This is a genomic window from Paenibacillus hunanensis (genome assembly GCF_014645615.1).
In the GTDB taxonomy this organism is placed as follows: domain Bacteria; phylum Bacillota; class Bacilli; order Paenibacillales; family Paenibacillaceae; genus Saccharibacillus; species Saccharibacillus hunanensis.
This window is the reverse complement of sequence record NZ_BMMB01000003.1, coordinates 504,724-518,337: the sequence shown is the minus strand read 5'-3', so window position 1 is coordinate 518,337 and position 13,614 is coordinate 504,724. Positions and strand designations below refer to the sequence as shown.

The 13,614-nt window shown below is 46.0% G+C and carries 12 protein-coding genes; 7 read left to right on the top strand and 5 right to left on the bottom strand.

Annotation, left to right across the window (positions count from 1 at the left end; genetic code table 11):
- Positions 1-388: 388 nt before the first annotated feature.
- The 5 genes from IEX62_RS08430 to IEX62_RS08410 all read right to left on the bottom strand — a co-directional run bounded on the left by IEX62_RS08430 (position 389) and on the right by IEX62_RS08410 (position 6,107).
- Entirely contained in the window at positions 389-886 is a 498-nt protein-coding gene (locus IEX62_RS08430; RefSeq protein WP_188774981.1) for a GNAT family N-acetyltransferase, read from the bottom strand.
- A gap of 284 nt (positions 887-1,170) precedes the next feature.
- Positions 1,171-2,157, bottom strand: a complete 987-nt coding sequence (locus IEX62_RS08425; RefSeq protein ID WP_188774980.1) for a glycoside hydrolase family 5 protein — start codon at positions 2,155-2,157, stop codon at positions 1,171-1,173.
- A gap of 460 nt (positions 2,158-2,617) precedes the next feature.
- Positions 2,618-3,625: a substrate-binding domain-containing protein gene (locus IEX62_RS08420; protein ID WP_188774979.1), complete on the bottom strand. Its 1,008-nt coding sequence runs from the start codon at positions 3,623-3,625 to the stop codon at positions 2,618-2,620.
- Between the two features lie 176 nt (positions 3,626-3,801).
- Positions 3,802-4,995 (bottom strand): glycoside hydrolase family 130 protein, encoded by a 1,194-nt coding sequence (locus tag IEX62_RS08415; RefSeq protein WP_188774978.1) that lies wholly within the window; start codon positions 4,993-4,995, stop codon positions 3,802-3,804.
- Positions 4,992-6,107 (bottom strand): AGE family epimerase/isomerase, encoded by a 1,116-nt coding sequence (locus IEX62_RS08410; protein WP_229685695.1) that lies wholly within the window; start codon positions 6,105-6,107, stop codon positions 4,992-4,994. Before IEX62_RS08410 ends, IEX62_RS08415 begins: the two co-directional genes overlap by 4 nt.
- 292 nt (positions 6,108-6,399) lie before the next feature.
- Here IEX62_RS08410 and IEX62_RS08405 point away from each other — a divergent pair, with 292 nt between their 5' ends.
- The 7 genes from IEX62_RS08405 to IEX62_RS08375 all read left to right on the top strand — a co-directional run bounded on the left by IEX62_RS08405 (position 6,400) and on the right by IEX62_RS08375 (position 13,277).
- Positions 6,400-7,707, top strand: a complete 1,308-nt coding sequence (locus IEX62_RS08405; protein ID WP_188774977.1) for an ABC transporter substrate-binding protein — start codon at positions 6,400-6,402, stop codon at positions 7,705-7,707.
- Between the two features lie 104 nt (positions 7,708-7,811).
- Entirely contained in the window at positions 7,812-8,690 is an 879-nt protein-coding gene (locus tag IEX62_RS08400; protein ID WP_188774976.1) for a carbohydrate ABC transporter permease, read from the top strand.
- Between the two features lie 3 nt (positions 8,691-8,693).
- Positions 8,694-9,527: a carbohydrate ABC transporter permease gene (locus IEX62_RS08395; RefSeq protein ID WP_188774975.1), complete on the top strand. Its 834-nt coding sequence runs from the start codon at positions 8,694-8,696 to the stop codon at positions 9,525-9,527.
- Positions 9,528-9,719: 192 nt separating this feature from the next.
- Positions 9,720-10,754, top strand: a complete 1,035-nt coding sequence (locus IEX62_RS08390) for a glycoside hydrolase family 130 protein (RefSeq protein ID WP_188774974.1) — start codon at positions 9,720-9,722, stop codon at positions 10,752-10,754.
- 291 nt (positions 10,755-11,045) lie between these two features.
- On the top strand, positions 11,046-11,201 hold the full coding sequence (locus tag IEX62_RS08385; protein ID WP_188774973.1) for a hypothetical protein: 156 nt from the start codon (positions 11,046-11,048) through the stop codon (positions 11,199-11,201).
- 50 nt (positions 11,202-11,251) lie between these two features.
- Entirely contained in the window at positions 11,252-12,214 is a 963-nt protein-coding gene (locus IEX62_RS08380; RefSeq protein WP_188774972.1) for an acetylxylan esterase, read from the top strand.
- A 487-nt stretch (positions 12,215-12,701) separates the two neighbouring features.
- Positions 12,702-13,277, top strand: a complete 576-nt coding sequence (locus IEX62_RS08375; RefSeq protein WP_188774971.1) for a DinB family protein — start codon at positions 12,702-12,704, stop codon at positions 13,275-13,277.
- Positions 13,278-13,614 lie beyond the last annotated feature (337 nt).

The following is a 13,614-nucleotide window of genomic DNA, read 5'->3' as shown; positions in this document are numbered from 1 at the left end:
ACTACAAGAACTACAAGAACTACAAGAACTACAAGAACTACAAGAACTACAAGAACTACAAGAACTACAAGAACTACAAGAACTACAAGAACTACAAGAACTACAAGAACTACAAGGTCATTTTATACGGTAATATGTTCTGTTCCATTACACGTTCCAGCGCTTAACCATACTTGTTCACTATCCTGTATACAATCCAACACCGATATCGATTAAACGCTCAAATTGTATTTATGTACGACGGTATCGTGCCATGTGAAGCCGCATTCCTGCGCCCAGCAATACGGCATGTCACATTGGAGCTATGTCTACGATCTGTTTCAAGTCAACAATACTGTTCTTTTGGCTGCTTGCCATCATCTTGATAGGAATCTAAGACAAATGCAGATTAGAGAAACATTACCATAAGCTCCTCATCGTGATAAGCATCATCGATTTTAAGCGCACGCCAATCTTTGCCGTAGGCTTCAAAGCCGAGCGCCATGTATAGACGCTTTGCCGGCTCATTATGAGCCATCACGGACAGATAGATTTGCTCAATTCCGCCCAGCTCACGTGCTAGATCGATGGCCTGCTCAAGCAACCGACGACCGATGCCGGAGCCGCGATGCTCTGGACGTACATACATCGCTACGATGTTCGCTCGATGCTTGAGCTTGGATTTTTGCTCTGGAATGAGTGTGACTGTACCGATCAATAGCTCATCCAGCCATGCGCCAAGTGTGAATTTATCCTCTGCACTTAAACGCTTATGAAAGCGATCAATCGGCCATGCTGATTCTTCTTCATAGCTCGAAGCAAACGCTTCCGGGTATTGCTCCAGTGCTTCCAGTCGTAGCTTCCGATACGCCTCCGCATGACTGGCATCCAATAGATGGATATTCATTATAAACCTCCTTTGATCCGCAACAAAGATGGAATTCGTAAACCAATCTCTCTTATTATAGCCTGCCGATTCGGTGTTGTCTGCGTTGATTATGATCCATCATAACGAAATTCCAACACAAAGACAAAGAGCCACCGCTATTTTCAAGCGATGACTCTCGATTTGCGTCGATTTATATCGTAGCTACTGCTTTATAGGATCGATCTATTTTAAATGCTACAGCGTTCAGCAAGATCGATATATTTTGATACAACATCCCAGTTCAGCTTGATCAGGTTATCGATTTACTGGAAAATACCTGCTTTTTTGGAGGTGGCTTTGATACCGTTGGTGTCATTTACCACCGTATTACCAAACGTGGTCAGGCTACCATTTGGACCTGTCGCTAGATCGAGATAACTCAGATCACTATTGTTGCCGTACCAGGACCAGGCGAGCCAGCCTACTCCTTTTTGTTGTCCGTAACGCATGATCGCCAGCTCATCCACGTCTCCATTTGTGTGCTGTCCGCCAAATTCACCAATGATCAGTGGCAGACCTTTATTGAGTACGCCCTCCATGTTGGCTTTGACCATCGCATCGGTTCCACCTGCATACTCATACATATGGATCGAGAAAACCGTATTTTTTAACGAATCCGCTGCAAATACACTTTGTCCATAATCAACGATCGATTGTGGATATTGACCCCAGCCGGCTGCGTCAACAATCAGCGTATTTTTTATACCCGCATTACGGAGCTTTGGAATCGCCTGTTTGTAGCCATCTGCCCATGCGCTTCCATTCCATGTGCCATACCATTCGTTGGCAATATTGACGATAACGCGATCCTCTTTACCGATCAGCGCATCCTTGATGCTGATCCAGTAGTTGATTGCGGCATCGAGCGAAGCGTAATCGTCCTTGCCTGTTGCATCATGAACCTCCAGTACTGCGATCATTTTGTTCTGGTTGACGAGAGAGATGATATTTTTGACGGAGTTTACATCATCTCTGGTGTACTGCACGCCATTCGATAATACGATACGTACCGTGTTGGCGCCTGTTTTGGCAATTGCAGGGATCGCTGCATTCAGGTCATTTTTGAACCAGGTGTGGGAATGATTCACACCACGCATCACAAATGGCTTGCCTGTAGAGTCGTATAATTTGGTACCGCTTACATAAAAACCTGTAGCAGCTGAAGCTTGACCAGTCAGTCCAGCCCATCCATACATCGCTAACATAAACACTAAGGTCGACAGTATTCCCTTGCTTAATCGCTTTTTCATACATCAGCCTCCGGTTGTTGGTTTTATTTATTTTAACCTGCGGCAGCGCTGCATATGCATAGTGCAAACAGGCTGGCCAGCCATGCGCTTCGCAAGGCTAAAATCATGCTAGGGTGGTAAGAAAATTAAACTTTGAACGTGGACAATCAAAAATCCAGATTGCAAAATAGAATGAGTTCGAATTTAACCCATTTTATATAAATAAAAGAAATATTATACAGTAAAAAGCGTTGAAAAATATAGCGACTCCTCATCAAGCAGGCCGCGTTTTTAAGTTGAATGATCTTCATTTCTGGGCTTGTACAGCTTTGAGCTTTTATAATCTTTGTGCTTCTAGAATCTGTATGCTTTTAACGGATATACATGATGCTATTTTTCCATCCATTGAAACTGCACCTGCCGACTACGTTTGTAATCGGGAGGGCAGATGGTTTTTAAATAAAGATGTACGGTCTATAGCTTACAGTAATGATTGTACAGAGTTGCGATAGATGATTTTGCCTTGAACGAGTACGCGACCGAAACGGGTTTCGGGTGAGCGGATTTTTTTGATCATTGATTGGACAGCTGTAAATGCCATCTGGTGAATATCGACCTCTACGGTAGTCAGATGGGGCTCGGATAAAGTGGCATAGATATCATTATCGAACCCGACGACAGAGCAGTCTGCGGGTACGCTGTAGCCTTTAGCTTGCAGCTTTTGTAAGAGCAGGTGCGCAACCTGATCGCAGTTGCATACGAAGGCAGACGGCATCGGATCGGGCAACTCTAGCTCCAGAAAGGTGCCCTGCTCATCGCGGTCGCTTACAATCCACTGTGGCTTCAGCTCTAAACGATGCTCCAGTAACGATTTGTAGTAGCCGAGAAAGCGATCTTGAATACTACTAGTAGAGTACAGATTGCCGACATAAGCGATATCACGGTGTCCCTGACGAATCAGTGAATTGGTCAGCTCATAAGCACCGTAAAAGTTATCTGTGATGATCGCATCGATATCGGAATGCTCATCATAAAAGTCGAGAAACATTTTCGGCTGCTCAATCTGCTCGATAATCTCGATATATTCCTTGCTCACCTGACCGAGCATAATAAAGCCATCGACCTTTTGCTCATGATAGATACGAGGCAGATTAAGCTGAGCCTCGTCCTGACGACTTAAAATGTGCAGGATGCCATAATAATTATGCTGCTGGAGAGCGACTGCAATCTCCTGATACAAACGCAGGTAAAAGGTTTGTGTCGTATCGGTAAATCGCTCGGGGATGATAACGCCTACATTATACGTAAGCCCTTCACGCATCGATTTGGCAACCGAATTGATCCGGTAGCCCATCTCCCAGGCAGCAAGCTTGATCTTTTCTTTTAGCTCATCGCTCACGCCATCCTTATCGTTTAATGCCTTGGATACGGTAACACTACTAACTCCCATTTTCAGGGCAATATCGCGCATGGTGATATTTTTATTCATTTCTCATCTCCTGGGCTTGTCTAGGTTAACTGCCGTCCGCAGCCAGGCATACGTATCGCTTACTGGAATAGATCCAGAGCAGTGCGTATGCCGTTCAACGCTTGCGATAATAACAACAGTATAACGTTTCGCTATCTACTAATAAAGAGATGGCGACTTACGGTACGGCAAGCATCCTATTCAGCCGGAGCAAGAGTGGAGGCAAGTAGCTGCTCGTTACGCTCAATCAGCTCGCCCCGTTGCTTTGCACAATCAAGTGAACGCAGTGGATCAGCAGGCGTATGGAAGGCATAATCAACCAGTCGCTCAATCGTTGTCGTTGCCACATGAATCCGGGTATCACTGGATGCATAATAAATGAACACCTGACCCTGCTCGTTCACCACCGCACCATTGCAGAAAATGACATTCGACACATCGCCAACACGCTCGGCATCATAGGGAGCGATAAAATGTCCACCTGGCTTCGCGATAATCTCAGCTGGATTATCCAGACTCGTTACAAACACATACAGCACATAGCGCAAACCTGCGGCTGTATTACGCACCCCATGGGCGATATGAATCCAGCCGCGATCTGTTTTGATCGGAGCGGGGCCCTGACCATTTTTCGTTTCATAGACGGTATGATAACGGCGCTCATCAATGACCGTTTCATGATCGATAACTGGATTCGTAATATCCTCGCAGTAGCCGAACGCAATGCCGCCGCCAGAGCCGGTAGAGATGAAGCCATCCTGTGGACGAGTATAGAAGGCATATTGACCATTAACGAATTCAGGATGTAGCACGACATTGCGCTGCTGAGGGGAGGACGTCGTAATATTAGGCAGACGCTCCCATGTTTTCAGATCACGGGTACGTACCAGACCTGCCTGTGCAACTGCGCTCGACGTATCATGCGCTGGTGCTGTCGGATCTTTTTGCTCGGAGCAGTAGATGCCATAGATCCAGCCATCCTCATGCTTGACGAGTCGCATATCATACATATTCGTTTCATTTGGATCGATATCGTCCCAGACGAGCGGCTTGCCGACAAAGTGGAACCCATCGATTCCATTGTCACTCTCCGCCAGTGCAAAAAAGGATTTACGATCCAATCCTTCTGTACGCGAGACGAGAATATACTTCCCTTCATGATAAATCGCACCTGGATTCAGCGCTGCATTGACCCCAAGTCGCTCCAGAAATAACGGATTCGTCTCTTTATTCAAATCAAAGCGCCAGTGCACCGGCACATGATGGCGTGTGAGTACAGGATAACGATACCGCTCATAGATACCATTATAAAATGATGAATCCACTCCATTACTACGCTCGATCAGTTCCTTTTGTCTGGCTGCATAGACAGCATATTGCTCATGAATCATTGCTCATTCATCCTCTCTAGAAGTTCAATACAAAAGCGACTGTTATGATAAGGGCATTTCCACATGCCGGCAATCTCGCGTGTGCCGGGTTGCCCGTCATCTCCAACTGACCAGAACCACTCGCTACCCGGGCGTGAATCAATCATATAGTTACGAGTATAGCTCCATAGTCCAGCAACCTTTTCCAGAAAAGCGGGATCGCCGGTACGCTGATACGCATTGTAGAATCCAACCATCGCTTCGGCCTGTACCCACCAGATGCGTGTCGTGTCGATATGCTCCTGCTCTTGCTCGTTCATGAGTGAGCCATCCGCTTGAATAGCATATTCTGCTATGCGATTAGCCAGACCTATGACCATATCCACATAGGAGGGCTGCTCACCATCGATCACACACATCGCATCATCGATCAGCCAGCTTGCTTCAATATCATGTCCAAATGACGTGAGATCGATTAACGAATTCCAATTCCGATCGAAAAATACATTCAAACGGCGCTTCTGCTCATCATACATATGCTCTCGCAAAATAAGCAGCAGACGTTCCAATGCAGCCTTAACCTCGGCGTTCGGCCAGATTCGGTAAAGTGTCGTATAGGCTTCCAATACATGAATATGCGTATTCATCGTAATATCCGCGATCACGCCATTTTCACTGAGCATCTCATTTGGCTGCTCCTGCCAGAAGCGGTCAAATTCCTCCCGATACGCTCCGATAGTCGCATCATACCCCGTCGTTTCGATCAAATGAAACAAGGTGATCGCCTGCTCCCGTGCAGCTTCTACCGCAGTAGCACGATAGTATTCGCTGAGCGCATAAACCGCAAAAGCCTGATTGTATACATGCTTACGTGTATCCAGTGGCTGACCTGTATAATCGACCGACCAGTAGATTCCTTGATGCTGCTCATCCATCAGCGCTCCGGTTAAAAAGCGATACGCATGATGCGCATGCTCGGCAAGCTGTGGATCGCCAGTCACTCGATAAGCAGCTGCGAACGACCAGAGTAATCGCGCCGTAGCGATGCCACCCTTCGGATAGTCACGCCTATGCTCCAGCTCATAATTCACTTCTCCATAGTATCCACCATACTGCTCATCTCTGAGCTTCATCCAGAAGGGAAGGATATGCTCCAGCCATTCCTGCTTGATTTCAGCGCGTAGTTGCTCGGTTGATAGGATTGTCACTAGCACACCCTCATTCATAACTTTATCGTTTACTTTATAATCCAATATAATAACACTGTAAAAGGAATGTCAATTGAAAAATAAAGAAGCAGAACGAAAGGGATCATAAATAAAGATGCAAAATAGATATTGACTAGAAAGCGCTATCATTATAGAATCCATTTGTAACCTAATCGATTAGTTTAAATTAAGTAACAGCATAGGAAAGGGGATTAATATGAAAATGCGCAAATGGATAATCGGTGCAGTAGCCGCTGTTCTCGCCACTTCGCTCCTTAGCGGGTGCGGTAGCAGTAGCAGTAGCTCAGAAGCTGATAATGATCCAACTAAGATTGCTGGCGAGATTACAGTCATTACACAACGAACAGATATCGTAGATACGGTCTTTCAAGATTACGCCAAGGAATTTGAAAAGCTGTATCCGGATGTAAAGGTTAACTTTGAAGCATTATCGGATTACGAGGGTCAGATCAAAGTACGGATGAGCACGAAGGATTATGGAGATGTACTGCTCATTCCGACCAGTATCCCGATCAAGGACATTCCTGATTTCTTCGAGCCGCTCGGTTCCTACGATGAAATGAAGGAGAAATATACAGGCATTGAGGAACGGATGGTGGATAATCAGGTGTACGGCATCCCGGTGGCCATTACATATTCGGGAATCATTTATAACAAAGCCGTATTCAAGCAAGCAGGCATTACGACAATCCCGAAAACACCTCAGCAATTCATGACCGCCTTGCAGCAGGTGAAAGCCAAGACGCAGGCCGTGCCGCTCTATACAAATTATGCTTCTGGCTGGGCGCTGACTCAGTGGGAAGCCGATCTGACAACGGTAGCTGGCGATCCAGACTATGTGAATATTAAGCAGCCTGCGTCAAATGATAACTTTGTATCCGGTCAGCCGCATTATGATCTGTACAAAGTGATGTACGATGCTGCCAAAAATGGTCTGATCGAAAAAGACCCGACGACAACCGATTGGGAAACCTCCAAAGCCGACCTAGCAAACGGCAAGATTGCCACGATGGTGCTCGGCTCCTGGGCAATCGATCAGGTAAAAGGGCTGGCAACGAACAAGGATGACATCGGCTTTATGCCATTCCCAACCGATGCGTCCAAGGTGATTGTACCGCTCGCGGCTGACTATAATCTGGCGATTAATGTGAATAGTGAAAACAAAGCGGCTGCACGTGCATGGGTGGACTGGTTTACGAATAAGTCTAATTATGCGGTAGAGCAGGCGGGCAGCATCAGCCCGGCGAAAGGTGCAGCATTGCCTGCGATTTTGAAGGAGTACGAAAAGGATGGCGTTGAATTTAAAACGATCACGCCTGCCAAAGCTGGTGAAGAGGGACTTGTCGATAAGATCGATAAAGAAGGCGAAATCGGTCTGTGGCAGCCTGACTTCAAAAAGCGCATCATCGAAGCGGCAATCGGGAATACGAATGAATCGTACGATGACATTATGAAATCGCTGAATGAGGCATGGACAAAAGCCAGAGCAGCGGTTGCACAATAAAACGGCTACGAGCAGCGGAGCATGACGGAGAGGGCGTTCCGCCCTTTTCCGTTCTTTCCGTCTGCCTGTGCATGCACATGTGAGCCAGGCTGGAGGTCGTGAAGTTGAAATTTTCTAATCTTAGTTATGCAAACCAGCGCAAGTTTATTATCGTTGGTTTCTCGGCATTGCCGCTATTATTGCTAATTGTGTTCTCGTACTTGCCTGTAATCAATATGTTCAAATACAGCTTTACCGATTGGAATGGCTACAGCAAGCATATGGATTATATCGGCTTCAAAAATTACACCCGCATCTTCACCGAGCCAGAGTATTTTTCGGTATTTAAGGTGAGTCTGTACTATTTCTTTGCTACCTTTGTACAGATGGGCTTGGCGCTTTATTTTGCAACGATTCTTAGCTTTAGCGTTCGCTTCAAAAATCTATTCAAGGGTGTGCTGTTTTTCCCCTACATGCTGAATGGAGTCGCGATTGGCTTTATTTTCTTATTCTTTTTCCGTCCAGATGGTACGCTCGATACGCTGCTACACGCACTGGGCTTAGGTCAGTATGTACAGCTATGGCTGGGGAATCCGAATATTATTAACTATTCGCTTGCCGGAGCATCGGTATGGCGCTATATGGGCTTTAACTTTATCATTTTCCTCGGTGCGATCTCCTCGATTGACCGAGATGTGTATGAAGCGGCAGACATTGATGGAGCGAATCGCTGGCATCAGTTCCGTCATATTATTTTGCCAAGTATTCAAAAGATCGTGCAGCTGAATATCATTCTGGCAATCAGTGGTGCGATTAGTGCCTTTGATATTCCATACATTATGGTGGATGGCTCGAATGGCAGTGAAACCTTTGTTATTCAGACGATTAATCTGGCGTTCAAATACAGCAAGCTGGGACTGGCTTCGGCACTGGCAGTTGTGCTGCTATTTATCGTCATTCTCGTCACGCTTCTACAGCGCACCCTGATCAAGGAGGATCGTTAACTTATGCATACACTCAAATACTCAACGATGTCATTTCTCAAATACGCTTCCCTGATCCTCGGTGCGCTGGCTGCACTGCTGCCAATCATCGTCGTCTTTTTTGCTTCCTTCAAAACAAAGCAGGAATATGCGGCAACCAGCCCGCTAATGCCGCCAACCAACTGGTTCAACTTTAGCAATTACACGAAAGCCTTTGTCGATGGCAAAATGCTACTTGGCTTTGGCAATACCGCCTTTATTCTGGTGGTATCTATCGTTGGCGCGACCTTGCTCGGCTCGATGATTGCCTTTGTACTCAATCGTTTTAAATTCCGTGGCAGTAAGCTGATTATGGCGGCATTCCTGCTGGCAACGCTCATTCCAAGCGTAACGACACAGGTAGCGACATTTCAGATCGTCAATGCATTGGATCTGGTGAATACACGCTGGGCAGCGATTATTTTATATCTGGGAACGGATATTATCGCGGTCTATATTTTCTTGCAATTTCTTGATTCGATCTCCACTGCACTGGATGAATCCGCCATGCTAGATGGAGCATCGTATTTTACGATCTACTGGAAAATCATTCTACCTCTGCTCAAGCCAGCGATTGTAACAGTCATTATCGTGAAGGGCGTTAATATTTATAACGATTTCTATACGCCATTTCTGTACATGCCCAAATCCGGCTTACAGGTCATATCGACCGCGTTATTCAAGTTTAAAGGGCCGTATGGCTCGCAATGGGAGGTCATATGCGCTGGCATTATGATTGCGATAATTCCGACCTTGATCATTTTCTTGATTTTGCAAAAGTACATTTATAACGGCTTTACGAACGGTTCGGTCAAGTAATCGGCTGTTCCAACCTTGTTTGGACATATGGATAAGTGAGATCGACTGAAGTTGCTATAAGTAGACAAATGAGATCACCTGAAGCTGCTATTCGTTAACTTCAGCGCTACCAGCATAGGATTGAGATGACTCAACAATTATTCAACCGCTATACCAAACTCATCTTTTATAGAGACAGGAGAGAGCATCATAATGACTAATCTTACACAACGTATCCATATTATCGGTGAAGCACTACCTAATCTGCCGTGGCAAAACAAGCCGGAGGGCTATGAGTTCCCGGTCTGGCGCCATAGTGATAATCCAGTAATTAAACGCAATCCAGTCAAAGGGGTAGCCCGTATTTTCAACAGTGCGGTTGTGCCTTATGAGGGTCGATTTGTCGGTGTATTTCGCGCTGAGACGACGAATGGACGTCCGCATCTTCATCTCGGCTGGAGTGAGGATGGATTGAGCTGGCAGATTGAAGAAGAACGCATTAACTTTGTCGATGAGCAGGGCGAATCCTTTCAGCCAAATTATGCCTACGATCCGCGTGTCGTGCGTGTAGAGGATACGTACTATGTGATCTGGTGTACTGACTTTTACGGTGCTGCTATTGGCTTTGCCAGCACGAAGGACTTCCAAACGTTTACTCGTCTTGAAAATCCGTTCTTGCCGTTTAACCGCAATGGTGTGCTGTTTCCGCGCAAGATTAATGATAAATTCCTGATGCTATCGCGTCCGAGCGATAGCGGACATACTCCATTTGGCGATGTGTTTGTAAGCGAAAGCCCGGATCTGGTGCACTGGGGTAAGCACCGCCATGTGATGGCGAAGGGCGGCCAGGGCTGGTGGCAGGCTGTGAAAATCGGCGGCGGTCCGGCACCGATTGAGACGAGCGAAGGTTGGCTGATGTTCTATCACGGTGTAACGGGTACCTGCAATGGACTCGTCTATAGCATGGGCGCTGTTATTCTGGATCGTGATGAACCATCTCGCGTTAAATATCGTGCATCGACATTTGTACTCACGCCGGAAGAATGGTACGAGGAACGAGGCTTTGTAGCGAATGTTGTATTCCCATGCGCTACGCTACATGATGCAGGGACGGGTCGCATTGCTATTTACTATGGCGCCGCCGATACGTATGTGGGCGTAGCCTATACCACAGTAGAAGAGATCGTTCAGTATACGATCGATCATCATGAAGAGATTGGAGACGATAGCACGATCGGTAAGATGTGAGCGCTTGTCGTATAGCTAGTAGGAGTGAAGGGCGTACTTCCGTGAGTCATACGCCCTTCTTTTACGTTAATAGATGGATTTTTTTGTTATTTTTCGGGACTTGTTGGATTTTGCATTGACCTACGAGGACCAATAGACTATGTTCCTTTATAAGGAAATGTTTATTTCGGATTATAAAGAATCATGGCACTATATTATGAAAAAACAGCAGGGCATATAGAGCATAAACAATAATTAAAATTGTACGTAGGATGGTGTGAAACTTCATTTTGATAAAGGAGAAAACTACCGATGTTTAAAATAGTCGTGTATCCAATCATAATGATAGGGATATGGTTAGCATTACTGGGATCAAGTATTGAGAATCCGGCTCCTATTGAAAATATGCCTGAAACAGGCGGTGGTTTACCATTACCTTCAATCAGTTATGAAGGTAATTCATATTAATATAGTCAAACGATAACAGTTTTTCTTACTAGGATCGAGGAGGACGTAACATGTCAGATATGCCACTTGCACAAATGAAAGAGTATATGGGGAGCAGCCCCAAGCCTGCTGATTTTGATGAATACTGGAAACGTGCGCTGGAACAATTGGATCGTCAGCCACTCGATTATGAGCTGGTACGTGCAGACTTCCAATCCCCACTGGCAGAGTGCTTTCATCTGTACTTTACAGGAGTAGGCGGAGCACGAGTCCATGCCAAGTTTGTTCGCCCTACAGGTAGCTCAGCTGCTCAGCCAGGTCCCGGTCTGGCGATGTTCCATGGCTATACATGCGATAGTGGAGAGTGGTTCGATAAAGTTAATTACGCTGCACATGGCTTCACTGTGCTGGCACTGGACTGCCGCGGACAGGCAGGCCCTTCGCTCGATACGGTAACGGTTCAAGGTACAACTGTACGCGGTCATATCATTCGCGGTATCGACGACCCTGATCCAGATAAGCTGTATTATCGCAACGTATTTCTTGATACCGTCCAAACCGTACGTATTCTGATGAGCATGGACACCGTAGATGCAAACCGTATTGGCGTACATGGTGCTTCTCAGGGCGGCGCACTGGCTACTGCATGTGCGGCGTTAGAGCCACGCGTACGAATCGCCGTTCCCGTCTATCCATTCCTGTCCGATTACAAACGTGCATTCGAGGTGAGTCCAACTACATCTGCCTACGAAGAACTCGTCTATTACTTCCGCTTCTTCGATCCAAACCACCAGCGCGAGGACGAAATCTTCAATAAACTCGGCTACATCGACATCCAAAACCTAACTGATCGCATCCAGGCTGACGTGTTATGGGTAACTGCTCTAAGCGACATCATCTGCCCACCATCCACCCAATTCGCAGCCTATAACAAAATCAAATCAACCAAAGAACTACTTATCTACCACGAATACGGTCACGAATACCTCCCATACCTGGGCGATAAAACATTAAGCAAACTCATGACCCTATAACATCATATCATTCCCAACCTCAAAGGCAGTTCTACCACAGCTTCAATAAACCGCCCTCTGCCCGAATACACCCACGGCAGATCAGCGCACAATTGATGCTCCAGTAGAACTGCCTTTCTTGTGTCATTCCAACCTCCACCTACCCCAAGCAGTACTTAAAAAACGATCTTGACTATTATTACCTTCTCCACCTTCCCTAGAACGAATGCATAGGTTGCGAGCAACACGTAACGAAGGCAAGGAAATAAGGGGAAAGGACTCTTTTGGAGGGGCGGGAATCTTCATTCCTTCCCATTTCAAAAGATTCCCGCGGCTCCATCCGAGTCCGTCCCCTTATTCCTTGCCGGAGTGATTGCTGCGCCCCCACCCCATCTCGTTCGTCAACTATTAACATTCATGTAAACAATTATCACAAAATGGATATGGATTATTTACCAGAAGCTGGTGTACACTATGTTCATACTTTCATTTACAAGGAGGAAAGAATATGGAAAACGCCAAGTTTGGTTCGCTGTTTTTGGAAATTTCCGTCCAACGTATGTGTGAGCTATACCGCAATAAGTTTAGCGCAGCATTAGAGCAGTTGACCACCGAGCAGCTGTGGATTCAGCCCTATGACGGTGCCAATACAACAGGCGGAATTGTACTGCATGTGATCGAGCATATTCATCGTAATGTGCTTCGCCTGAACGAGCGTGAAAGTCTGTTACCTTCTGGCTTTTCCAACTACTTCCCGGATACGCATGAAACACCACAGATCATCATGCTACGATTGGACACAGAGCTAGCACTATGGCGAGAAACCGTCATGCGGCTGATGGAGAATCCAGGCATGATTCAAGACGATCATATGCACGATATTTATCATCTGGTGGAGCATACGAGCTACCATCTTGGTCAATTGCTGGATCGTACACGTGCTGCCACTGGAATTGAATTTGACTTTGCGCAAAATGGTCTGAATGAACGTAATCTGCGTAGCCAGATTGAGCATAATCGCCGCCGTCAGGAATTTATCGCACGCAAAAGTGCCATGGCGATTCTGCCAACCGAGGTTTTGTAAAGAAATATTCATTCAATAGAATGCGTAATCTATAGCAATCAGCGTCACCTCACTAACGAACAGCCGACCGCTAGCTGTTCATCACACTACGAATTATAGAAGGAATGATTATGGATATAACGGACGAGTCGAACCTACCCCTGTGTAATAGCCTTATTTTATAAAAGCCCTGGATTGCTCGAATTAGATTATGAGCAAGCTCGGGCTTTTATGTTGTTATACAGTTAGCTCTTGCTATACATACTATATTCAATGGATACATTATATGACTGAATATAGCAGCCATCCTGATATAATAGCTATTCTACCCACGATGCAGACTTATTTACTTTCGATT

Bases quoted from the DNA above. Each gene is read 5' to 3' on its own strand.
- IEX62_RS08430 (WP_188774981.1), bottom strand. From the start codon at position 886: ATGAATATCCATCTATTGGATGCCAGTCATGCGGAGGCGTATCGGAAG.
- IEX62_RS08425 (WP_188774980.1), bottom strand. From the start codon at position 2,157: ATGAAAAAGCGATTAAGCAAGGGAATACTGTCGACCTTAGTGTTTATG.
- IEX62_RS08420 (WP_188774979.1), bottom strand. From the start codon at position 3,625: ATGAATAAAAATATCACCATGCGCGATATTGCCCTGAAAATGGGAGTT.
- IEX62_RS08415 (WP_188774978.1), bottom strand. From the start codon at position 4,995: ATGATTCATGAGCAATATGCTGTCTATGCAGCCAGACAAAAGGAACTG.
- IEX62_RS08410 (WP_229685695.1), bottom strand. From the start codon at position 6,107: ATGAAGCTCAGAGATGAGCAGTATGGTGGATACTATGGAGAAGTGAAT.
- IEX62_RS08405 (WP_188774977.1), top strand. From the start codon at position 6,400: ATGAAAATGCGCAAATGGATAATCGGTGCAGTAGCCGCTGTTCTCGCC.
- IEX62_RS08395 (WP_188774975.1), top strand. From the start codon at position 8,694: ATGCATACACTCAAATACTCAACGATGTCATTTCTCAAATACGCTTCC.
- IEX62_RS08390 (WP_188774974.1), top strand. From the start codon at position 9,720: ATGACTAATCTTACACAACGTATCCATATTATCGGTGAAGCACTACCT.
- IEX62_RS08385 (WP_188774973.1), top strand. From the start codon at position 11,046: ATGTTTAAAATAGTCGTGTATCCAATCATAATGATAGGGATATGGTTA.
- IEX62_RS08380 (WP_188774972.1), top strand. From the start codon at position 11,252: ATGTCAGATATGCCACTTGCACAAATGAAAGAGTATATGGGGAGCAGC.
- IEX62_RS08375 (WP_188774971.1), top strand. From the start codon at position 12,702: ATGGAAAACGCCAAGTTTGGTTCGCTGTTTTTGGAAATTTCCGTCCAA.